The sequence below is a fragment of the Hyphobacterium sp. CCMP332 genome, from assembly GCA_014323545.1.
Taxonomy (GTDB): Bacteria; Bacteroidota; Bacteroidia; order Cytophagales; family CCMP332; genus CCMP332.
The window spans coordinates 1,216,066-1,240,479 of the sequence record CP058647.1 but is presented as its reverse complement, the minus strand read 5'-3'; the positions used below and the strand labels follow the sequence as shown (position 1 = coordinate 1,240,479).

The following is a 24,414-nucleotide window of genomic DNA, read 5'->3' as shown; positions in this document are numbered from 1 at the left end:
AAAAAAGCTGCCTTTTACAGCAGCTTTTAATTAATAATAATTTTAACTATCGGTTTCTACCTGCACTGATCATGGCACATCTAAATCCAAGTGTTGCCAATGCAGTATCCTGTTCCAGGTATCTTCTAGTACCTGGAGACATGAAATAAGCAGGATCATGCCATGAACCACCTTTATATACCCTTACTTCATTGCCGATAAGACTATTGGTAGGGTCGTAACGATCAGACTCATCTTTCCATCCGTTTCTTCTGATAGGGTTAAGATCATCCACCTGTTGAAAAGATAGTGGTCGGTATACATCCCATACCCATTCTGATACATTACCGGCCATATTATAGAGACCGTAATCATTTGGAGGATTAGCATATACATGATCGGTAATCATTGCGCCGTCATTTAACCTTCCGGCGATACCTGCATAATCACCTCTACCTCTTTTAAAGTTGGCAAGGAATGTACCCATTTCGGCACCATAAGGATTTCTCAATGCATGGCCATCCCATGGATAAATTCTTTTGTGAGATTGGTTTTCATCAAGGTATTGAGTTCCAATCAAAGCTATGGCTGCATATTCCCATTCGGCCTCGGTTGGTAATCTGAAACTTGGAACAACCACACCAGATTCCAAAGGAATTCTACCTTCGTATTGAATATCTTCTATTCCGCTTTCTTCTGCCAATTTTTGGTTTACCACTTTTGTTCTCCAAACACAGTAATCACTGGCTTGCTCCCATGTTACACCAACTACAGGGAAATATCTGAATCCAGGATATCTCAAATAGTGATCAACATATGGATCATTAAATGACAGCTCACTTTCCCAAACAAGTGTATCGGGTAAAGAGGCAACATAAACTTCTTCAGATGAATCTCTTTTGAGATAAAACAAATACTCCAACCAGTGAATATTTGCAATTTCGGTCATATCCATAAAAAAGGAGGCAACCGTAACGGTTCTCTCCACATTGTCATGACGATTAAGTATATCTTCTTCAGACGAACCCAAGGTTGTTCTACCACCTTGAATGAAGACCATATTTGGCGCTTCGGGTTGTCCGTTATAATCATTTACTTCAAATCCACCTTCTTCATTATAGCCCAAACCGGTTACAGAACTGTTGGAACCCGGATTACTCGCATCCCTGTATGCGCCTCCGCCTCCGCAGGCGTAAAGGAAAGATGATGCTACTATGGCCACTATTGCTTTAAAAGCAGTTGACTTTTTCATACCCTGATAATAAAATTCAAATGTGCACAAAATATTAAGTCGCTAATATATGTTTAATTGTAAATATCTACAAGACACACGTACCGCGGCTTAAAATTATAAAAATTAATTATTTCTATTGCTTTCGAACGAGAATAGAACGGCCAAGGTTGTAAAAAATTGCGAATTTTTCTTTGATTAGGCCAATGGGAGTGAATTTTGGCACGGAAATAAAATTTTTAAAGGGGATTGGACCCAAAAGGGCAGAATTGTTTCAAAAAGAGCTTGAATTATTCACTTTCGGCGATTTAATAACACATTACCCCTATAGATACGAGGATAGAACCCGTGTTTATAAGATTTCTGAATTACAGGGAAATGAGGAAATAATTCAATTAAGAGGACATTTAAGAAATTTTAAAACAGCAGGTCACGGAAGAAAAACACGTTTGATCGCTGATTTTAATGACAAAAGTGGAAACATCGAATTGGTGTGGTTTAAGGGCGTAAACTGGGTGTTAAATAAATTTAAGGTTGGTCAGGAAGTTATCTTATTTGGCAAACCAACCCTTTATGGTAATAAATTAAATATCGCACACCCGGAAATGGAATTGGCAAAAAATTATAATTCCGGAAAAGGCCAAAAACTAACGTCCCTGTATTCAAGTACAGAAAAATTGCGAAGAAATTACCTCGACAGCCGTGCCATTGAGAACATAATTGAACAAAATCTTGAGCAAATTGAATTGAATATTGAAATTCTTCCTGAGACTTTAATAAAAAAGTTTAAACTGATCCCGAGAAGAAAAGCGCTCATCGCCATTCACAAACCGCAAAGTTTTAAGGAAGCAGAAGAGGCCAGAAGACGATTAAAATTTGAAGAATTATTTCTCATTCAATTGAGAATACTTTTTCAGAAATCTGAAAACAAAGAAATTTTCCCAGGTCAGGTTTTCAAAAAACTGGACAAGCTCAATACATTTTATCGAGACCATCTTCCTTTTCAGCTGACAAATTCACAGAAAAAGGTGATAAAAGAAATCAGAAGCGATTTAATTTCAGGTTATCAGATGAACAGGTTATTACAGGGAGATGTGGGAAGTGGAAAAACAATGGTTGCCTTCTTATGCTCGTTAATGGCCCGCGATAATAAAGCACAAACCTGTATTATGGCCCCTACGGAAATACTGGCAGAGCAACACTATAACGGATTATCAGATTACAGTAGGTATTTGGGAATCAGAATTGCAAAACTCAGCGGATCTACTAAAAGCGCTTCTAGAAAAGAAATCTTAAAAAATCTCGAAGAGGGAAATATTGACATTATCATAGGTACACATGCCCTTATTGAAGACCGCGTGAAATTTAAAAATTTAGGTTTATGTGTCATTGATGAACAACATCGATTTGGAGTGGCACAAAGGGCCAAACTTTGGCAAAAAAATGAAAGTCATTTCCCACATATTCTTGTCATGACGGCCACCCCCATACCGAGAACTTTGGCCATGACCTTGTACGGCGATCTCGATATTTCAGTCATTGATGAATTGCCACCCGGGCGAAAAGAAATAAAAACAGTGCATCGCACAGATGCACATCGATTAAGCGTTTTTAAATTTTTAAAAGATGAAATATCAAAAGGGAGGCAGGTATATATTGTCTACCCGCTTATTGAAGAATCAAAGAAATTTGATTATAAAGACCTTATGGATGGTTTTGAGAGCATCAGCAGGGCTTTTCCTAAATATCCTTTAAGCATTCTTCACGGGAGAATGAAAGCGGCCGATAAGGATTATGAAATGCAGAGGTTTGTGAAAAATGAAACCAAAATTCTGGTATCGACAACCGTAATTGAAGTGGGAGTCAATGTTCCCAATGCTTCGGTGATGGTGATAGAAAATTCGGAAAAATTCGGACTGTCTCAATTGCATCAGTTACGCGGAAGGGTTGGGAGAGGGGCGGAGCAGTCCTTCTGTATTTTGATGACGGGTAATAAAGTGAGCAAAGATGCCAGGGTAAGGTTAGAGACCATGGTAAGAACTCAAAATGGGTTTGAAATAGCCGATGTAGATTTAAAATTACGAGGTCCAGGAGATTTGGCCGGAACACAGCAAAGCGGTGTTTTAAATCTTAAAATAGCTGATTTGGCTCAGGATTCGGGAATATTAATTGCTGCACGCGATTCGGTCAAAGCGATATTGGAAAAAGACCCGGGTTTAAATTCCTCTGCGCATAGACGTTTGAAATCATTAATACAAAGAAAAAACAGCAATGATCTGGACTGGAAGTTGATAAGTTAAGCCCGACAAGAAATGCCGGGCTTTTATGATTTAAGATTGTACTACCTGCACATTTAACTGCAATTTAACATCATCACCTACGACAACACCTCCTGCTTCTGTCACCATGCTCCAGGTTAATCCGAATTCCTTTCTATTAATTACACCAGCGACTTCAAAACCGGCTTTATTCTGACCATAGCCATCAACCATTGTTCCGCCCAACTCTACACTCAATTCCACTTCTTTGGTTGTTTCTCTAATTGTTAAAGGACCAGTCAATTTGTATGCATTGCCTGATACCTTAGCCAATATACCTTCAAAACTTATATTGGGATATTTCTCAGCAGCAAAGAAATCATCGCTCTTCAAATGCGCATCTCTGTCATCCACATTTGTGTCAATACTATTTACATCAAGAGTAAATGAGGCTTTAGCGCCGTCAAAATCTTCATTTTCAGATTCTAATTTACCTTCAAATTTGTTGAAAGTCCCTGTAACTGTTGAAATTACAAGATGTTTTACTTTGAACTGCACTTCAGAGTGCGTAGGATCAATATTCCAGATTGTTTTTGTAATTGTTTCCATAATTATTTATTTATATGTAATAACATTAACTGTATATACATATAATAGTTCAGAAATGATAAAATATTTTTTGCACAGTTTTAAAAATTAAGATTGGGGTTTAAAAAGGGGATTAAGGCAAGAAGTACAGCCTGCTCATAATAATCAGTTCTGTTTAAAAGTCCATTGGTAAGGATGCCTACAGAACCCAAGCTTTGTTTTGAATTTGATTTTCCAAAAATCATATCATCGGCATGTCCCAGTTCATGGCCTTCTCTCACAAGTTTTGAAACTTCTTTGGGAATATAAAAATTGGCTGTTTTAGCCTTGCCCTTTAAATTCAGGGACTTTATATAAACCCAGGCAAAAGCTTCCATATCCTCTTCTTCATCGATTTCAATGCCGCCTTCAATTCCAACCCAGTAATCTGCATTTGGATGTTTTTTAAAAATATACTCTGCGCGATTTACAGCTCCATGGAAAGTTTCCGAATCACCAACAGGTTGATCGGGAACTCCTGATTCTGAGTTAACCCCTTCCACTTCGAATGCAACAGTTGAGAAAGCCTTGGAAAAAGCCTGTTTTACAGAATTGATTTTTACCGGGTTTTTTGAACCTACAAGAATTTTCACAACAGCATTACTTATAAAGGTTATTCCACCAATCGTCTTTCTTCTTGAGGTGTTTATCAAACCAGCCGATTATAGAATATTTCCATTCAATGTATTGTTCATAATCCACCACCCAGTGATTTTGGCCAGGCACTTCAAGCATTTCCACTTCTTTTCCCAAAATCTTGAGGGCCGTATAGAATTGATAGCTTTCTCCCGGCGGTACATTTGTATCAGAGGTTCCGTGGGTTAATAATATTGGTGTATTTACTTTGTCCGCTTGAAAAAGAGGACTTTGATCGACGTAAATATCTTTGCGATTCCAGGGGAAAGCTGCCTCGGAAGCCACAGCAGAATAAGCATAGCCCCAAAAGCCTTCTCCCCAATAACTCGAGAGCGCCGATATCCCCGCATGGGAAACTGCGGCAGAAAATATGTTGGTTTGAGTTGTAAGATACATAGTCATAAAACCACCATAGGAGGCGCCAATACAACCAATTGCCGAAGTATCTATGAATGGATGTGATTTTGTAAACTTTTTCGTACCCATGATGATATCCTTGGCCGTGGTTTTCCCCCAATTGTTAACATGCTCAGCAGAAAAAGACTGCCCGTAACCGATGCTGCCTCGTGGTTGTAAAATATAAACTACATAACCCTGAGCTGCATACCAGTTGTAGGGATATCTACCGCCAAATGTGCGGCTAACTGGTGTAGTTCCACCATAATAATAGACGATCAGGGGATAGCTCTTTGTAGAATCAAAATCTGGTGGCAAATAAAAGCGCCCGTCTATAACATCGCCGTTTTCATTTTCAAATGTCCAGGATTTGATTTCCCCAAACTTCTTGTCTTTCAGGATTGAGTACGATGGATCATGGAGCGTCTCAAGCTTCATTTTTCTTGGGTCAAACAGGTACACAGCATTGTCCCCCTGTGCATTGGAAGCTATGATCAGACCTTTTTTAGTATCGCGGTTTAGATCAAGGGAACGGATTAAATCGGGAGCATCCATTAATTTTTCATAGCTCTTTTCTTCCAGGGTATATTTGTAAAGCGTTCTATAGTCTTTATCGGTGCAGATCAGAAATACCTCTTCACCATTGCTGGATATATCCATTGAATTGATCGATGGATCAAATTCTTTACTGACGGCAAGCACTTCTTTACTTTCCAAATCAAATACATAGGCCTGTCCGTCATAGCCATTGGGCTTTTGACCTTCTCGAACGTTTTCACCTATTCCTTCAAAAAGTGATGGCCCGCCACTGATCAATAATTTTTTTCCATCGGGAAAATATTCACAGCCGCCGCCCCAGTATAAAGTGAATAAGGAATCCGTATCGCCGTTGTTTAAATCCATTTCCCAATAGGTTGAATAGGAATAGGGCAATTGCAAATAATCTTCATCACCGGTAGTGAAAATAATTTTTGAACCATCCGGGGATATGTCGTTTAATGTAGTGCTGTTCCCCCCATAAGTTAGCTGAGTGATTTTTCCTGAGTTTATATCGAGTTTGTGCAGGTAGGAATAATTGTCATAACCCGGAAGGCGCGATGCCATTCCATCAAGAAGATTGGTTTTTTTATCTTTTTTATCGGGTATTTGTCTAATGGTATAAATGATAAATTCTCCATTGTCTGACCATTGATAGGAAGAAATATTTTCAATTTCCCCCAAAATAATATAGGGCTCGGCATTTAAAGGATGAATCCATATGGATTTCTTTTTGTCATTGGAACGCACATAGGAAATAGCCTCCTTGCCTGGCACCCAATCAATACTGGTCATTTCGGACAAACCCCTATAAGAACGGATAATTTTTTTTGCCTTTAAATCCCAAAACTCGAGCCAGGATTCAGATTTGCCTTTTGGTGAGGATTTTTTTGAAATTGTAATGGCCGCTTTGGTTCCTTCTGGATTAATACTGGCTGAGGAGACCCCTGTCATATTTGCTAAAGAGTAAAGATCGATACTGGGTTTTATTGTTTCGGGATGAAATACAACTTCGCTTAAAGCACTGTCCTTTTCAACCGTTAGTTTAAACTGAATTTCGCTTTGCTCAGCCGCACTCATTAATTTAATAGTTAAAGGATGAAATCCTTTGAGCATTTCTTTGTCGACTTCTTTTGAAACTGAACTATCGGGGAGATTGAGATTTTCCAAAAGGCTTTGGCCATTTTCAGAAATTCGAAAGATCGCATTGGAATTTACCTTTAGTTTCAGTTTGGAGAAATCAGGGTTTTCCAGATATACATTTTGAACAAAGACATGATAATTTTGACTGTCCGGGTTTTGGATGAGCAATCCTTTTTCTTTTTCAAATTTTGCTTTATAGCCTGAGAACTTATATTTAGGGAAGGCATTAAAATTATAAGCCTCTTCATCTATAGAGATATTATCCAAAAAACTACTCAGCTCAAAGCTTTTGTTTTCAGGACTTTTTTCTTCGCCGGCATATGGTTTGAAGAAAGAAAATGGCCCGTAAAATGATGTATTCTCCAGCACTGTTTGAGCGTAGCCACTCATTGAGAGAAGCAATAAAATTGTAGTCAGGATATGTTTCATAGTCTAAATAAATTTTCGATAATAAAGGTAGAGGCTGTTGAGTACAACAGATATGGAACTCAATGCCATTGCCGCTGCCGCAATCATTGGATTTAAGAAAATACCGGTGATAAAATATAATAGGCCTGCTGCAATAGGGATGCTTATAATGTTATAAATAAATGCCAGAAATAGATTGCTGCGGATGGCTGACATTGTAGCCTTGGACAAGACAAGGGCTTGAGCAATTTTTCGCAAATCCCCATTGACCAGTGTCACCGTGGCACTTTGAATGGCGATGTCCGTGCCCGTACCCAAAGCGATTCCAACATCTGCCTGAGAGAGAGCCGGTGCATCATTGATTCCATCACCGGCCATTGCTACTTTCTTTCCTTCTCTTTGGATTTCTTTTACTTTATCTTGCTTCTGATGCGGTTTTACATCGTAATACAGTTCTTCAATTCCAAGCTGGTGACAAAGTGGTTCCGCGGCCTGCTGTGAATCTCCGGTCATCATTATTACATCGATATCGAGATTGGATAATTTTCTAATGGCTTCATCTGCTCCAACGCGAATGGCGTCATATACTGAAATAATTCCCGCAACAATGCCTTCAAAAGCAAAATATATCAATGTTTTACCTTCATCTCTAAGTTCTCTTGCCCTTTGAGAAATGAATTTGCTTATCATAACATCCTCTTCCTGCATAAACCGATTATTGCCAACTAAAAAAATGCTGTTTTCGTATTCACATCGAATCCCTCTGGCCAGCACTACTTCAAAATGATTTATTTTGGAATCAAATACTTCGTCATATTCAGATTTCAAATGCTTGCATACGGCAAAAGCCAGAGGATGATCAGTCCTTTTTTCAACATGAAAAAGCAATTTTTTTAAAAAACTGTGATCGGATAAATTGTTTTCCCAGACAAAGTCAAATACTTCGGGTTCACCATTGGTTATGGTCCCTGTTTTATCCGTAATGAGGGCATTTATTTCACCCAGAGTTTGAAGGCTTTCTGCATTTTTAAACAAGACACCCAATTTGGCACCTTTTCCAATGCCGGCAATTACAGCGGTAGGAGTCGCCAAACCAAGCGCACATGGACAGGCAATTATCAATACTGAAATAGCAGGTGTCAAAGCAAACTGAAATGTTCCACCAGGGTTAATGAACCACCAATAGCAAAGTGTGAGAATTGAAATCAGTAATACGGCAGGAACGAATACAGAAGAAATTTTATCTGTGATTTTTTGAACCGGTGCCTTGCTGCCCTGAGCAACTCTTACCATTTCGATGATTTGAGCCAAAAGGGTTTGACCCTCTGCAACTTCTACCTTCATCTTAAATGAACCGGTCTTGTTGATTGTACCCGCATATACTTTCTCACCATTAAACTTTTCTACAGGAATAAACTCTCCGGTAATCATGGATTCATCGACATAACTATGCCCGCTTGTGATCATGCCATCGAGAGGTACTCTTTCGGCGCTTTTAATTAAAAGTATATCTCCGGGCTTTGCTTCTTCTATACCTATCGTAATTTCTTTTCCATTTTCGATTTTAACTGCATGCCGGGGTTGAAGTTCGATTAATTTTTCTATGGCCTCGCCGGTTCTTTTTTTTGCTCGCTCTTCAATGTATTTTCCAATTAAAATGAAGGTGACGATCATAGCGGCTGATTCAAAATAGACATATCCTTCTATTTCTATTTCAAAAAGATAATAACGCAGGGTTTTTGTCAAACTGAAAATAAAAGCAGCACCCGAGCCCAAGGCGATTAAGGTGTCCATGTTTGCTTTGAATATTAAGGCCTGACGAAATGCTGAAGTAAAAAAATTCAATCCGGCGTAAAATAATACAGGTATAGTCAGTAGAAGTAGTATCAGTTCAGAATTTGCAATTCGGACCCAGCCCATGCTGATTGTCATTATTATACTGCTTAGAATTAGTGCGATCAGCAGTTTGGTAAGTGTAATTTGTGGTTTGGATTCTGAGGCATCTTCCACAATATCATAGCCGGCTTTTCGGATTGATTTTCGAATCTCTTTGTAGGAGGTTTTATCAGCATCAAAATCAACAAAGAGTGTTGAAGCGGCATAATTTACATTGGCTTCATTTATGCCTTTAATGCTTTTTGCTGTGGATTCGATCGTCTGAGCACATGCCGCACAGGTCATACCATTGACATGGTAGGTTTTTAGTTTTTTGGATTTTTCTTTTGCAATGGTATCGCTCATTCGCGATTATTATAGATTTCTACGCCTGAATTTAGAAAATCAATAAAATTCTGAATATTTAAATCATAGGCTTTTGGCTGAGCCAAAAGTTCGGCATTTTCATCCAGGAGGCAATAATATGGTTGAGCATTATTGTTAAATCTCACGATTTGTAAATCGGCGTTTTGCTTGCCAATTGTCTTTTTCATTTTATTATCGTATTCCGATCTGTACCATTGATTTTCAGGTAATTCTGTTTTGTCATCCACATAGAGTGCCAGAATTACATACTTCTCTCTAAGTATTTGCAGAACCCTTGGGTCGGACCAGACATTGGCTTCCATTTCCCTGCAATTCACACAGCCATGACCTGTAAAATCCAAAAAAATTGGTTTCTGCAATTGTTGAGAACATTCCTGTGCTTGTTTCAAATCAAAATATCCTACAAGCCCATGTGGTAAATGCAGGAGTTCGGCATGTTTGGGTACGTCGCAAAGATTACCGACCATCTCATTTCCGGCTGAACCGGAACCACCACCATTTTGTCTGATGATTTTAGCCAAATCAAAATCATGCCCATTTTGCGGTGGCAAATACCCTGAAAGTCCTTTTAGGGGCGCACCAAACATTCCAGGTATCAGATATATTACAAAGGCGAATGTCAATAAGGATAAAAGCAATCGGGTAACACTAATTTTTTGACCTTCGTTATCGTGTGGCAATTTGATTTTACCCAATAAATAAAGACCGAGAAAGAAAAAGGTTACAATCCATATTGCTAAAAACACATCGCGGTCTAATATCCCCCAATGATAGGTTTGATCAGCAATACTTAAAAATTTAAAGGCGAAGGCCACCTCAAGGAATCCAAGCACCACTTTCACTGAATTGAGCCAACCGCCGGAAGAAGGCAGGCCTCTCAACCAGGAAGGGAAGGCAGCAAATAAGGTAAATGGGATGGCAAATGCCGTTGAAAATCCGGCCATTCCCACCAATGGCATCATTACTTCGCCTGAAGCAGAAGCTACCAAAATACTTCCGACTATAGGACCAGTACATGAAAATGATACCAATGCCAAAGTGAAGGCCATAAAAAATACTCCTATATATCCTCCTTTATCGGCTTGCTTGTCAATTTTATTTACAAATGAACTCGGAAGGGTAATTTCAAATGCACCAAAAAAAGAAATCGCGAAAATGATGAAAATTAGAAAGAAAGCAACGTTCGGAATCCAGTGGGTACTTAAGAAATTTGCTATTTCAGGTCCGAAAATTAACGAGGTAATAAATCCCAGAAGTATGTAGATCAGTATGATTGAAAAGCCGAAAACCATACTCATTGAGAAAGACTCGGATTTGGATTTACTTCCGTGTGAAAAGAATGAGACCGTCATTGGAATCATTGGAAATACACATGGTGTAAGCAAAGCGATCAAACCAGAACCAAAGGCAATAAAAAAGAATAAGAGTAAATCTTCTTTAGCCTCCTTTTTGTAATCAATGTCTTTTTCTTCAATTGTTCTCGGAAGTTTTTTATCTGTTTCGGCAAGTTCTGAATCAGTACTGTCAAGTGCTTCAGTATCTTCCAAAGTATCAATGCTTACAGGCATTTCATCGAGCTGCTCTTCTCCAAGATCTGCGACTTTGTCCTCTACTAGAGGTTCTTTTTTAGTTATTTCCTCTTTTACATTATCAGAAATCACTTTGACCTTTATCTGATCAAATAAGAAATCCTCTGAAAAGGGAATGCACTTGCCATCAATATCCGTACATACCTGGTAGGAATATTCACCCTCAATTAGGGGCTTAGCCTTAAGGATTTTAACGGTTTGCCGGAACTCGCCCTTTTTCTTAAAATAAGTATAATCCCCTTCCCAGATATCATCATATTTTTTTGAAGGATTGATTGGCCTTATCCCCCCAATGAGTTTATAAGTATTGTTTTCCTTGAAAAAAAACTCTGTAACCTGTGGGCCCAGATTCGGATCGAAATCGGAAGAATACAAATACCAATCGGGGTCGATGGTAGCTTTGAAGATTAATTCAATTTCATCGCCAATTTTCACATTGTTTGCACTTACTTCGGTAGTCCATTTGGCAGGTTCCAGAATTTGGGAAAAACCCGCAATGGCACTAAACAGAAAAAGGAAAAACAAGCTTTGGCGCATTAATTTTCTATGCATAATTGTCAAAACAGAGCCCGAAATTACGAAATCTTAGGACTATATAATGTCTTTAAATAATCAAAGGTTCAATATCAGCTTTTGATCGAAGCAAATGCTTTGTGAAATTCAACAATGGTTTCTATCCCAATGTAATAATTGAATAGGCCATAACTCTCATTTGGCGAATGTATGGCATCTTCATCAAGGCCAAAACCCATCATTACTGTATTTAAACCCAGTTCTTTTTTAAACATAGCCACAATTGGAATACTTCCACCACTTCTCAAAGGAATTGGTTTTTTCCCGAACGTTTTTTCATAAGCCATGCTTGCCGCCTTATAGGCCTCGGAGTCTATAGGCGTAACTGCCGGTTCCCCACCGTGATGTGGTGTGACTTTTACACGAATGCCCTTAGGAGCAATAGACTTAAAATGATTGCTAAAGAGCTCGGTAATTTTTTTTGAATCCTGATGAGGCACAAGCCGCATGGAAATTTTAGCATAGGCTTTTGAAGGAATAACCGTTTTGGCGCCTTCTCCGGTATAGCCTCCCCAAATCCCGTTGACGTCGAGCGCCGGTCTAATGCTGGTTCTTTCAAGTGTGGAATAACCTTTCTCTCCCACGAGATCATCGATTTTTAAATCGTTTTTCATTTTATTGTCGTCGAAAGGAGCTTTTCCCATTTCCTCTCTTTCAAGCGCACTGGCTTCATCGACATCATCGTAGAATCCCGGAATATTTATATGATTGTTTTCATCCTTGAGGGAGTCAATCATTTTGCAAAGGGCATTTATTGGATTGGCGACAGCTCCTCCATAGAGTCCGGAATGCAGATCCCTCGAAGGGCCGGTGAGCTCAACTTCCAAGTAGGAGAGCCCTCTCAAACCTGTGGTAATTGAAGGATTATCATTGGATAGCATGCTGGTATCGGAAATTAAAATAACATCGGCGTCGAGCTTATCCCTGTATTTCTGCACAAACCACTGTAGGTGCTCGGAACCGATTTCTTCTTCACCTTCGAGCATGATCTTAATATTGCAGGGTAGATCACCTTCTTTATTTAAAATCTCAAGTGCTTTTACATGCATGTACATTTGACCTTTATCATCGCATGCGCCTCGAGCATAAATTCTTTCATTTTTAATCACCGGCTCAAAGGGGGGTGAATCCCAAAGCTCAACCGGATCGGGAGGCTGCACATCGTAATGGCCATAAACCAATACGGTTGGTTTGCCGGAGCCCGCTTTTTTCTCAGCATACACGATCGGATTTCCGGGGGTCTCGACTATTTCCACAGAATCGACACCCGCAGCAGTGAGTTTTGCTTTAAGGTATTCTGCGGCTTTTTGAATATCGCCCTTATAGTCTTTGTCCGTGCTTACGGATGGTATCCTTAATAATTCAAGTAATTCTTCTAGAAATCTGTCTTTGTTTTGTTCGATGTAATCGTTCATTCGTATTCGTTTAGGTGCTTAAAAATAAAAAAACCGCTCTGGAAATCCAGTGCGGTTTTAAAATTGGAGGTCAAATTAAACTTAAAAAGTTTGCGTAATGCAAAAACTGTTGCTAAAGGTATGAAAATATTTTTAATTCGAAATCCACAATCTTGGAAATGTGCAAAAAGTTATTCTTTAGAATATAATTTACCCAGTTTATTATGCAAGATTAAATGATATTCATTTTCATTATAGATTATCGCATTTTTTAAGTTGTAGGAAGAAAAAATGATATTTGGCTCAAATTCCCTCATAAGCTTTGCAGACTCATATTTTACACTAATTTGGTTGAATTTCTTTTTCTCATCCCATAGGTAATACCAAAAAGGATATTCCCAATCGTCAAATTTTAATTCCAGGCCTATGAATTTAGGATTAGTTTTTCTAATGATTTTTTCCATTTCAAGGAAATCATTTAAAAGCTCTTTTTTTGGAACAAAAAGCATTTCTTTCTCAGTCAAACTAAAAATGTATCTATCATCATTAGGCAGCAATGATCGTTTTCCATGATCTATTAATGGATTAATAGAAAAAATAATTAAAGAAAGGCCAATTCCCCAAATAAGGTATTTAGATTTGCTAAACATCAAAGAAAATGCAATACCGGCAAGTGCTATAAGCCCCATTAATTGTCTGTTATGCCATGGCTGCCATTTTAAAAGTATTGAAAAGAGTAAATAGGCGCTAATTGTAATTGCAAGTAAAGTCCATATTTCATTCGTCTTATCAATTTTTGGGTGAAATAATAATAATATCATCATTATTATGATAGTGATATGCAAAGGATTGCTTTGAAAATCTTCTGAACTATTGCTATGATGATATTTTGATTGCCACCAAAAGGTGTTTTGCCAGGATTTATTAGGATTATCGGCCTTCCAATTGAATGCCTCATGAATGTCATAAACAAAATGCCTTAATTGATAATTAAATTTTTCAAACCGTTCAATTTTCAAATTCAGATAATTTTCAGTCAACATTAAGTTTTGAGATGAATTCTTAACTACTCCTGAAAAAACAGTGCTTATCGACGGTTTTTCAACAAAAAATCCTTTGCCACCAAAAGGGCTGTCAAAAACCAGGTAGTTTCGAGCCCAATAGCCAATATTGAGAAAAACAATAAGTCCGATAATGATAAAGAACTGTTTATTAGGTATTTCTTCTTTCCATTTTTTTATCATCGTATAGGCAAGATAAATCGCAAATGGAATTAAGAATATATAATTAGTGCCTTTTGTTAAAACTGCAAACCCAATTGATAAACCAAGAAAAATACTACTTGAAATACTATAATTAACACGGAATTTTTCTAAGAAATAAAATGAACAAATTAAGAAAAATGCCGCAACCAGGTCATTTTGTGTAGAACTTGTTTGAAGGATAAGCATCGGCATAGTAGCTGAAAATAATACAGCGAGCCATTTAGCATTTCCCTTTGGACTGTAGATTTTTGTTATTCTAAATACGGCGATTAGAAATCCTATTGAAAATAGCCATTGGACCAAATTGAATCCGAAATCATCACCGCTTAAAAGGTAAAAATGCATTCCCACATATTCCGCATAAGGCGTCATGTAAATTTGTCTGGTATTTGTTGTGGCGAAATGATTTAAGGAATCATTTTGGATCCATTGAAAAATCCTGGGCAAATGGTAAGTCATCGAATCCCAGTTATAAGGAGGGGTATAGGCTACGATAATTAATGTCACTGAATAAAGCAATATAATCCAAACTATGACCAGATATGGGAAAGCGGATTTAGGGAAATTGACTTTAATTTTTAAATCTTTCCAGTATTTATTTTTAAATATTAAAACAAGCAGGAATATATCAATGCATAGCCATAAAAGCTTTATGCTGGTTTTGTTAATAAAATGTATCGCAGACAATAATTCCGAGCCAAGATATAAGGAAAGAGAAACGATCAGAATTGATTCTAATACCGGATATTCATTGGTATTTCTTGATTTCAGGATGAGGAAAACAGAAATCAATGCAATGAAAAATAGAACTATTGACATCTCTGAATTGATTAAATAGGCTTTTTAAGCCGGTTTCCTCATTAATGCATATTGATTCATACCAAGTTGAAATTTCTGATATTTTATCATTTCAAATCCATTTTTTTCAGCAAGCTCTGTAATTTCCTTTTTATTCCAGTAATGTTTGTGCTCCTCTATATTCTGCTTTTCCAGAATTCCGATATTGGCTAGTAATTCCAATAGTGGCTTTGAAGCAGGTGTCGGAGTCGTTAAAAAAATCGTCCCACCATTTCTCAATTTTGTTTGAAATTTTTCAAATATTTTGAAAACTTCATCATAATCTATATGCTCAATAACTGCAAGACTAATTATTGAATCAAAGGTTTTGCCCTCCATGGGACTGTGATCGTAGTTTACGATTGTATATTCACCTTTGACGAATGGTTTTAATTCACCTTCATTCCCTCCAAAATCAAGCACATCACCTTTTATATATCGCTTCGCTTTACTAAACCTCATGTTTTGCAAAAGCTTTTCAAAAGGATTTTTTGTATTAATCATATCACCTTGATTATTTGAATAAATTATATTTAAGCATACAATACAGGGCCCGAATTGCGTCTTTCATGCCTATTTTCTTTCCTTCCTCATAGGTTCTTCCATAATAAGAAATACCTACTTCGTAAATCCGGATTCCTTTTAATTTGGCAATTTTTGCCGTGACTTCCGGTTCAAAACCAAATCTTTTTTCTTTTAGGTCTATGGTTTTAATTATTTCAGCCTTGAATAGTTTATAGCAGGTTTCCATATCTGTGAGATTCAGATTGGAAAGCATATTGGATATTGTAGTCAGTACTTTATTGCCGATGGAATGCCAAAAGAATAGAATTCGATGTGGATTATTACCCATAAATCGGGAGCCATAGACGACATCAGCAAAACCCTCAAGCACGGGTTTTAATAATTGATTATACTCCCTTGGATCATACTCAAGATCTGCATCCTGAATTATAATATAATCTCCACTGGCTTTTTCTATTCCCGTATGTAAAGCAGCTCCTTTTCCTTGATTTTTTTCGTGTTTGTAAAGCTGAATATCAAGTTTTGAACTTTTTTGGTACTCCTGAATTTTTTGTAAAGTATCATCGCTTGAGCAGTCATCTACAATAATGAGCTCTTTTCCAATATTGGCCTCAAGTTGAACTTCGCCGATTTTATCCAGTATCAAATGAATTGTGGGCCCTTCATTGTATGCCGGAATTACAATTGAAAGTTTTTTTTCCAATACTATTCTCTTTTTCTCAATCTTATATTCGCCTTACTCTCCTCACCTTTCAAAATCCTTCTGAGATTTTTTTGGTGGGTGAGCATAACGATGGCGAACATCGCAAAGCCAAAAATAATGAGTGCCGGCTCTTCGGGGTTAAATCTCGGCAACATTAGCAATACGGGAAAGGCAAGAGTGCCAATCATTGAGCCTAGGGAAACATATTTGGAAAGAATTAATACAAGAATAAAGATTCCTACACATAGTAATGCCACATTGAGTTGAATGGCCAACACCATCCCAAATAGTGTTGCAACGCCTTTTCCGCCTTTGAAATTGGCATATATAGGAAACACATGGCCTAATACGGCCGCCACTCCATGTAATAATTGATAAAGAATCAGGTCATCGGCAGGAATTATATCCCAGATCACCAGAAACCAAGGAAGAGAACTTGCCGTCCAGCCTTTCAAAATATCTATGGCCATTACTATGGAGCCTGCCCTTTTGCCCAAAACTCTAAAAGTATTGGTGGCCCCGGCATTGCCGCTTCCATAATCGCGGACATCAATGCCAAAAAAGGCTTGTCCATACCAAACCGCCGATGGAATCGAACCCAGTAAATAGGCTGCGATTATCGTCAGAATAACAAAAAACAGGGAATCCAATAGTTCGATATTCACGAAAGTAATTAGCGTTTAGTTTCTCAGCGAAGTGCAATAATACGGATTTTGAGCATGTTTTCCCAAAATCACAAAATTAAAAACCGTCCCAATCATCCTCTTCATCGCTTTCAAATGGGTCGGCTTCTTCCTTTTTCTTTTTAGCCTCTTCTTCTTTTTTCTTCTTCTCTTCTTCCTCTTTCTTTTTCTTTTCTTCTTCTTCTTTGGCTTTCAATTCTTCCGCTTCTTTCTTTTTTCTTTCTTCCTCTTCCTTAGCTTTTAATTCCTCTGCTTCTTTTTTCTTCAGCGCTTCTTCCTCTTTTTCTTTTTTATCATTGATAATCTCAACAGATTCATCATCTCCACCAAAACCCCAACCGGAATCATCATCTTCATCTTCGATTACAATTTTTTTCTTTTCTTCTTCTTCCCGGGCTTTTTGCTCAGCAGCTTCTCTTTCCTTTTGCTCTTGCTCTTCCCGCACTTTTCGGTCAGCTTCTTCTATGGCTTTGCGTTCTGCCTCTTCTCTTGCCTTTTTCTCTGCTTCTTCTTGCTTTCTGAGTTCTTCAGCTTCTTTTGCCTTTTTCTCTTCTTCTTCTTTTAATTTTCTTTCTTCTTCCTTTTTGGCTTTTAATGCCTCGGCTTCTTTTAGTCTTTGTGCTTCAGCCTCCTGTTCTTTTTTATCATTGACAATCTCTACTGACTCATCATCATCATCAAATCCCCATCCTAAATCATCATCCTCTTCTTCAACTACTATTTTCTTCTGCGCTTCTTCCTTGGCCTTTTTCTCGGCTTCTTCCCGTGCTTTTTTCTCAGCCTCTTCTCTGGCTATACGGTCTGCTTCTTCTTTGGCTTTGCGCTCAGCCTCTTCTCTTGCTTTGCGTTCTTTTTCTTCTCTTGCTTTTCTTTCGGCCTCTTCTTTTGCCTTGCGCTCTTCTTCTTCCTTATCCTTTACAATTTCTACCGAATCATCATCTCCACCAAAACCCCAACCGGAATCATCATCCTCTTCTTCAACAACAATTTTTTTCTCTTCTACTTTCTTGTCATCCTTCGACTTAATTTCTATGCTTTCTTCTTCATCATCGCCAAATCCCCAACCGGAATCCTCCTCCTCTTCCACAATAATCTTTTTCTCTTCCGGCTCTTTATCCTTTTTAGACTTTATCTCTACTTTTTCTTCCTCATCACCAAATCCCCATCCCAGATCATCATCTTCTTCTTCAACTACAATTTTGTCTTCTTTTTCTTTTTTATCTGATACTATTACCGGTTTTTCTTCCTTTTCACTTCCAAAACCCCATCCATCATCATCTTCTTTTGGCTCATCACCAAATCCCCAGCCGCTATCCTGTTCTTCTTCTTTTGGTTCATCAACAAGAATCGGTTCTTTTTTAGATCGTTTTTCTTTTACTCTTTTTTCTTTTTTCCTCTTCTCTTCTTTAGGCGGAGCTCCGATTATGTTGGATTCCTGCGATTCATCCCCCCAGCCCCAATCTTCGTCTTCTTCTTCCTCAGGCTCAGATCCACCAAATGGGACTGATTCAATGTTTTCTTCCTCCTGCCCGGTTTCTGATGGTACAATCTGATCTGAATTGTCTTTTTCTTCTTCTATTGGCACGCCCCAACCATCATCGTATTCCTCTTCTGTGCCCCATCCCGACTCTTCTTCAATGGGATCTTCTTCCCATCCTGACTCGGAACCGCTGTCATTGAATTCTTTTCCACCCACGTATTTGTCTTCAACTTCGGGTTTGCTCACTTTTAAGTTTATATCCTGATCGCTTAGCATTCTACCCAAATAGGTTTCATTGTAGTATTTGATGTAATCGCTCACTTCGTATAAATCAGCAGAAGCCAGATATATTTCACCTTGTGAGGTACCACTTTCAGGTGTCTTGGATTTTGATTCTATTATTTCATTATAAACATGGTTAGATGAAAATGTTGACAATCTTCCGTCGTCATATGAAAAGTAATACCAGCAGCCAGGCATCAATTCAATAAAAAGATTTACTATTTCATCTTCATAAATTTTCTTTATTTCATAATAACCCCTGATTCGCCCGTTAATATCGTTTTTACCGATACTCGAAATACCTACCGTATCTCCTGAGTACAAGGCGCCTTCTTCTTTATGCCATTTTAAATCGAGATCGGAAAATAAAATACTTTTATTGAATTTGCCGGAAACAGCATGAAGTGGGATGTATTCTAAATACAATTGCTCATTGTAATTTTCAGCAGCTTTTTCACCTATCATTTGACTCAGTTTGTAAATCACTTCATAGCTGCTTTTCGAAGCTTCTTTAAGATTGTCAACATATTGTGTGCTTTCCGACATGTCCTTACCCATAGCATTGAGTGCCGGTCCGGGAATTGGAAAATTCAAATAGGTCAGGGTATTAAAAGTGTAATTTCCACTATCGATATTAACACGGCCTTTTCCATATGATTTGGCGCTTATCTCAATTGGCATATAGCCATAGAGATTAAATTCGCCTTCAAATTTTACAATAGAAGAGGAATCGTTAAATGAAAATAAATTCCCGCTATTGGTTTCTCCTGAAAGTTTTTCCTTGCTTCCCACTTCGAAAACACCGGTTTCAGCATCGATGGCCAACAAGCCGGTTACTTTGAAAATATCGGGGTCTTCATCCATTCTTTTGCTCGACAGCAAGGTATAATACATTTGAGATTCTCCGCCATCGACATGGATACCTGTGGTAAGCATTGGTTCGTCTTCCTCCAATTCTCTTTCATCCTTAAGCTCAATTTGAATGTCATAAGGATCGCCGTTGTAAACAAAAGGCAGCCAGTCGTTAAATTCATCTGAATGGGTCAAATCCAACCTTATCTCGCCGTTAAAATTCAGATATGGCTGATTGGCATATACAGCAACATCTCCCTGGTAAAGAATTTTAGGAGCGATATAAAAATTGGCATCTTCTTCAATATAACTTTCGGCAGAAGTGACTGAATCGGATTTGCGTTTTCCTTCTTCTGCAGGAATCTGAAACATTCCTTCAAAAAGAATATTCATGGTGTCTTTGGCACTATTAACATAAACATAGCTAGCATCGGCATCAAATTTTGTGCGTGTATAAATATCTACTTCCGCATTATTCAAATAGTGATATTTTTCATGGGCATCCATTACAATACTCGCATTGCTGAGCGGTTGAATCAGGGTGCTTTCGTCAATAATGATGGTACTATCACCGGGAGTAATAAAAGCATCGGCCACATAAACACCCGGAACACCTTTAACCGTCAACATTGAGGCCACAGCATCATAAACTGCTGATTCTCCACTGAAAGCCAGAGAGTCCTGATCTTCGAGTGTAGAATAGAAATATGAATTTTCGATGTCCACATAGTCCGGTTTCACCATGGTAAATGTTTGTTTATCCAAATCCCAGGTTCCTACAGGTATGGAGGTTTTATAGGCCATCAATGGCAAGGATATGACCGCATCCCCTTCTTTTTCAGGTTCCAGACGGGCCGTATTTTTATCAAAATCGAAAAAAAGCTTGGCATCGTGAGCGGTGAGGGCAAAGGTATCCTGGTCATAGGCTTCGATAAAGAAATCTGCATCTCTTGCAGTAAAGCTGTTTTTTGAAAATCTGAAATTCTGCGATCGCGAGTCGGTTCCCTGAGTACGCACATCTCCAATTCCAAACATTCCTTTTTTTGAGATCATGGCGGCACCTTCCAATTGGGCTTTGCCATTGTACAAATCCACCATTTCGCGGCCTTTGGAGTTTATAATATATCTTTCATTTGAAGCCATCAAAACAGCTCTGGCATCAGCACTTTTTGCATCCGGGTAATCACCGTATTCTGTTTCTCCTGCTTTTACATCCACAACCGCATCCTGCACAACCATTGAATCCTGATAGAAAATGACATTTTTAGCATCTGTTGTAGAGGTGAGATAATTGAATGTGCCATCGCCATTTAGTCCTTTGGTATTCATTTTCACCTCATTGTAATAGCGCGCTTCTTCGTTGCCAAAAACAGGATAGCCTTCCTCGGGCAATTGATAGGTAAAACCAAGTGACAGGTCCTTATTTACAATTAATTCTGTTTCAAAATCAGGTATGATTCCTCCCGAATGAAATGTTCCCTTAACATTAATCACACTTGGGTTATCACTTGCGAGGGTGTCAATTTTAAACTTGGGGATTTCAAAGTATACTTTCCTGTCATAAGACCCTCCCAAAATATCCGGGTCATCAAAATAGACATAAGAAGGCTTGGTAACATCCAGTATGGGGTATTGAGGCAAGTCATGTCTTCCTGACTTATTGTTCGGTTCGTTGAGATAAAACATTCCACCTGTATTTTCTACTTCACCACCTAGAATTTTTCTTTCCGAAGATTCCCCGGTCGAATCATTGGATAAATTGAATCGAATAGAATCAATCTGGTTGAGATTCATGGTGAAATCATCATAATTGAAATCAAAATTCTTTCCTTTTACACTGTAATTACCGGCTCTTATTTCCCCGTTAAATGTAAAATTTCGGTTTTCTTTCAACACAACTTCTCCACTGTCGGGTTTGTAATAAACTTTCAATGCCTTACTTACAATTTCTCGTTCAACCCCTCTAATTATCAATGCATTAGAATCCAATTGAAGAGTAATATTCTGACCTGTTGGAGAAATTGAATACCACTCCATATTATCGTAATCCTCTTTTTTGAAATTAGAATTGTAAGCGTGTTTTGTTTTAGAATTTATTCTTATCAAACCGGTATGCTCATCAAATTCCAGATAGCCTTTCCCGGCTGCCCTTTTTACAGCCGATTTCATTATTTCCGGTTTAATTTTATAAGCTTCGGCCAGTTCAAAAAAGGAGAATTCCTCCATTCTTTTCTTCAAGGAAAAGTAAGCCGCAACCTGCACCGGATGAAATTGATTTATTCCTTTCACTCTGAGGTATTCCTGATCATCAAAATTATCCAGCGATCGCACCACTGCCGGTACGTCTGACCTGCCGTTTATTATTCCAAAATTTATTTCCTGTGAGTTCAGATCCCAGCTGAGTTTATCGGCTTTGATGTCCACATTGTGATAGGAATCGATCATGGGCCTGTCCTGGAATGTTCCTTTTTCCCAATAGAGCGTCAAAAATGAATTGGACATGTCATAATTAAGTTCCATGGAAGGATGCATGAGTGAGTCCCTGTTTTGATATATTACCAAATCCACTTTATGTGATTTAAGTAAAGTATCGCGCACATAAAATCGAGGCGAGCTTCCTTTTAATACAAGTTCATTATCTCTTTCTATTTCAATATAGTTTTTACCGAGGTCAAGACCCTGCGTATTAATCTTGTCTCCAAGCAAGGTAAAACCACCAATGAGTTTTACACCCTCTCCAATATTTTTGTATTCGTAATTACTTTTATAGGATCTGAAAACGGGGTATTTCCTTCCGGGTGCTTCGGGAGCTTTACTTTTAACAGTAAATGAACCACTTATATCTTCATCGAAAAGATCAGAAAAGGAGAGCAGTGCATTTTCAGCCGATATTGACGGTGAAATCGTATTAAATGCAAATTTGCTAAATGTGATTTCAGCTTCAGATTCGTAATCACCCAATGGAATAATTATTGCCATTGAACCGGTGTCACCTACAAAATTTCTGCTTCCGAAGACATAAGTACCGCTCACATTTTGCAATTCAAATGTGTCATAGGGACTGAAAAACTCAAAATCGGCGTTTTCTATTTTTATAGTTGCACCTTCTATTGCAGGCAAATCAGCTGCCGGTGCGGGAGAAGCAAATGGATCCTCAAAGGCTCCGTAATTATCCAGGTTTTCGTCATCATCAAAATTGGCCAGCGATTCATCTTTGTCATCCCAGGAATCATCGTCCCAGCTGTCATCGTCCCAGGAATCATCATCCCAGCTATCATCGCTCCAATCATTATCGCTCCAGTCATCCTCTGACCATTCTTCTTCGCTTTCTCCGGTTTCGCTAAGGCCCTCATCAAAATCATCTTTTAATGCTTCTTCAACTTCTTGCGGAATAATAGGATCAATAAAGGAAGGAGCATCTACGTATTCAAAAACGAAATTACTTCCTTCGGGAATGGATAAAACATTGTATTGATGGTAGTAAAGTGCTCCGTGTTGGAAAAGGTTTCTGGAAGTTATAAAATAGCGAAGCAGGTCTTTTGGGTCTTCTGCATTTTCAACAAGTTTTTGGGCCACGTCAAGGAATTCACTCAGATTTATTTTCTCAGCAAATTCACCATATACGCCATTGTAAAGCGCATTATAAAAAACAACGAAAAATGGATTTACAGGGTATTTTCTGTCTCTAAACGTTTTGGAAATAGTTATGACCTTATCCTGATCCTCGGAGTTCAGATCAAACCAAACCGAGGCGAAATTATTGGATGTTGAGTCACCAATATTACCCCATTGCTTTAATAGTGAGTCTGCCTGCTCTACAAACAAAGATGGATCCTCCGATAAGTAAATGTATTGTGATTTTGCACTTATCGAGACCAAAACGAAAATTATCGATATGATCAGGGATTTTTTCACCTTATTTTATGAAGCTCCAAAGCTGCCCAGTTATTTTTAGTTTTCGTTTTTATGACCTCTAATCCAAGATTTTTAGAAAAATATTGCATTTCCGGAATATCTTCCTCAAAAAATCCACTAATCATTAAAGTACCACCCGGTCGTAAACAGTTCAAATATACGGGAATATCTTCTTTTAAGATATTTTTAGTGATATTGGCCAGTATCAAATCATAGTCCTTTTGATCATAAGGCAATTTTTGGGCATCACCTTTAAAAACGTTTGTTTTTGTACAATTATTCAATTTCAGATTTTCAAGACTATTATTGAAAGCCCATTCTTCCACATCGAAACCGCTTACTTTTTTGGCACCCAGTTTTTCTGCAAGGATCGATAAAAGCCCGGTACCACAACCCGCATCCAATACATATTGATCTTCTATATGCTTTTGGAGCATTAATTGTGCCATTTGATAGGTCGTAGCATGGTGTCCTGTTCCAAATGACATTTTAGGTTCAATTATTATTTCAATATCAAATTTATCTGAAGTAGGGTGAAATGGGGCTCTGATTCTTAGTTTGTTATCAATTTCTATTGCTTCAAAAGAGGATTCCCAGGTTTCATTCCAGTTCTTTTCTTCAACTTTTGAAATATTTACCTGAATGCCCTCATCATTTGTAAACTCCTTTAGAAAATCAGATATAATATCCTTTTTAAAATGCTCAGATCTGATAAAAGCTTCTATTTCATTATCGGAATGTTCGATTATGCCTTCAAAACCGTAATTATCAAGAAGGATACTTAAATATTCGGGGAGAGGATTATCTGATTTAATCCTGAGGCTATAAAATTCGGGCAT

The 24,414-nt window shown here is 38.1% G+C and carries 14 protein-coding genes; 1 reads left to right on the top strand and 13 read right to left on the bottom strand.

The genetic code is table 11. The features are described 5' to 3' along the window. Positions 1-46 precede the first annotated feature (46 nt). Complete coding sequence (gene gldJ, locus HZR84_05390; GenBank protein ID QNL21391.1) at positions 47-1,231, bottom strand: gliding motility lipoprotein GldJ; 1,185 nt, start codon at positions 1,229-1,231, stop codon at positions 47-49. A gap of 185 nt (positions 1,232-1,416) precedes the next feature. On the opposite strand from gldJ, the gene recG reads away from it, so the two are divergent. After that, complete coding sequence (recG, locus tag HZR84_05385; GenBank protein ID QNL21390.1) at positions 1,417-3,510, top strand: ATP-dependent DNA helicase RecG; 2,094 nt, start codon at positions 1,417-1,419, stop codon at positions 3,508-3,510. Positions 3,511-3,540: 30 nt separating this feature from the next. Here recG and HZR84_05380 read toward each other — a convergent pair whose 3' ends face one another. The 12 genes from HZR84_05380 to prmA form a co-directional block, all read right to left on the bottom strand. After that, complete coding sequence (locus HZR84_05380) at positions 3,541-4,077, bottom strand: YceI family protein (GenBank protein ID QNL21389.1); 537 nt, start codon at positions 4,075-4,077, stop codon at positions 3,541-3,543. Positions 4,078-4,157: 80 nt separating this feature from the next. Further along, the gene (gene yjjX, locus HZR84_05375; GenBank protein ID QNL23199.1) at positions 4,158-4,721 is read right to left on the bottom strand and encodes an inosine/xanthosine triphosphatase; all 564 of its coding nucleotides are present in this window, start codon (positions 4,719-4,721) and stop codon (positions 4,158-4,160) included. Beyond that, positions 4,696-7,236, bottom strand: a complete 2,541-nt coding sequence (locus HZR84_05370) for a S9 family peptidase (protein QNL21388.1) — start codon at positions 7,234-7,236, stop codon at positions 4,696-4,698. Before HZR84_05370 ends, yjjX begins: the two co-directional genes overlap by 26 nt. A 3-nt stretch (positions 7,237-7,239) precedes the next feature. Next, positions 7,240-9,456, bottom strand: a complete 2,217-nt coding sequence (locus tag HZR84_05365; GenBank protein QNL21387.1) for a copper-translocating P-type ATPase — start codon at positions 9,454-9,456, stop codon at positions 7,240-7,242. Continuing rightward, positions 9,453-11,603, bottom strand: coding sequence for a thioredoxin family protein (locus HZR84_05360; GenBank protein ID QNL23198.1), 2,151 nt, complete (start codon positions 11,601-11,603; stop codon positions 9,453-9,455). The genes HZR84_05365 and HZR84_05360 overlap by 4 nt, the downstream gene beginning before the upstream one ends. Before the next feature lie 89 nt (positions 11,604-11,692). Next, positions 11,693-13,054, bottom strand: a complete 1,362-nt coding sequence (locus tag HZR84_05355) for a dipeptidase (protein ID QNL21386.1) — start codon at positions 13,052-13,054, stop codon at positions 11,693-11,695. Between the two features lie 170 nt (positions 13,055-13,224). Further along, a complete protein-coding gene (locus HZR84_05350) occupies positions 13,225-15,117 on the bottom strand; it encodes a glycosyltransferase family 39 protein (GenBank protein QNL21385.1) in 1,893 nt (630 codons plus the stop codon). Positions 15,118-15,141: 24 nt separating this feature from the next. Next, a complete protein-coding gene (locus tag HZR84_05345; protein ID QNL21384.1) occupies positions 15,142-15,639 on the bottom strand; it encodes a methyltransferase domain-containing protein in 498 nt (165 codons plus the stop codon). Between the two features lie 10 nt (positions 15,640-15,649). Further along, on the bottom strand, positions 15,650-16,363 hold the full coding sequence (locus tag HZR84_05340) for a glycosyltransferase family 2 protein (protein ID QNL21383.1): 714 nt from the start codon (positions 16,361-16,363) through the stop codon (positions 15,650-15,652). A 2-nt stretch (positions 16,364-16,365) separates the two neighbouring features. Next, entirely contained in the window at positions 16,366-17,028 is a 663-nt protein-coding gene (gene plsY / locus HZR84_05335; protein QNL21382.1) for a glycerol-3-phosphate 1-O-acyltransferase PlsY, read from the bottom strand. 76 nt (positions 17,029-17,104) lie between these two features. After that, entirely contained in the window at positions 17,105-23,575 is a 6,471-nt protein-coding gene (locus HZR84_05330; GenBank protein ID QNL21381.1) for a hypothetical protein, read from the bottom strand. Beyond that, positions 23,572-24,414, bottom strand: coding sequence for a 50S ribosomal protein L11 methyltransferase (gene prmA / locus HZR84_05325; GenBank protein ID QNL21380.1), 843 nt, complete (start codon positions 24,412-24,414; stop codon positions 23,572-23,574). Before prmA ends, HZR84_05330 begins: the two co-directional genes overlap by 4 nt.

Bases quoted from the DNA above. Each gene is read 5' to 3' on its own strand.
- HZR84_05355 (QNL21386.1), bottom strand. From the start codon at position 13,054: ATGAACGATTACATCGAACAAAACAAAGACAGATTTCTAGAAGAATTA.
- HZR84_05365 (QNL21387.1), bottom strand. From the start codon at position 9,456: ATGAGCGATACCATTGCAAAAGAAAAATCCAAAAAACTAAAAACCTAC.
- gldJ (QNL21391.1), bottom strand. From the start codon at position 1,231: ATGAAAAAGTCAACTGCTTTTAAAGCAATAGTGGCCATAGTAGCATCA.
- prmA (QNL21380.1), bottom strand. From the start codon at position 24,414: ATGCCCGAATTTTATAGCCTCAGGATTAAATCAGATAATCCTCTCCCC.
- HZR84_05360 (QNL23198.1), bottom strand. From the start codon at position 11,603: ATGCGCCAAAGCTTGTTTTTCCTTTTTCTGTTTAGTGCCATTGCGGGT.
- HZR84_05380 (QNL21389.1), bottom strand. From the start codon at position 4,077: ATGGAAACAATTACAAAAACAATCTGGAATATTGATCCTACGCACTCT.
- HZR84_05350 (QNL21385.1), bottom strand. From the start codon at position 15,117: ATGTCAATAGTTCTATTTTTCATTGCATTGATTTCTGTTTTCCTCATC.
- HZR84_05370 (QNL21388.1), bottom strand. From the start codon at position 7,236: ATGAAACATATCCTGACTACAATTTTATTGCTTCTCTCAATGAGTGGC.
- recG (QNL21390.1), top strand. From the start codon at position 1,417: ATGGGAGTGAATTTTGGCACGGAAATAAAATTTTTAAAGGGGATTGGA.
- HZR84_05345 (QNL21384.1), bottom strand. From the start codon at position 15,639: ATGATTAATACAAAAAATCCTTTTGAAAAGCTTTTGCAAAACATGAGG.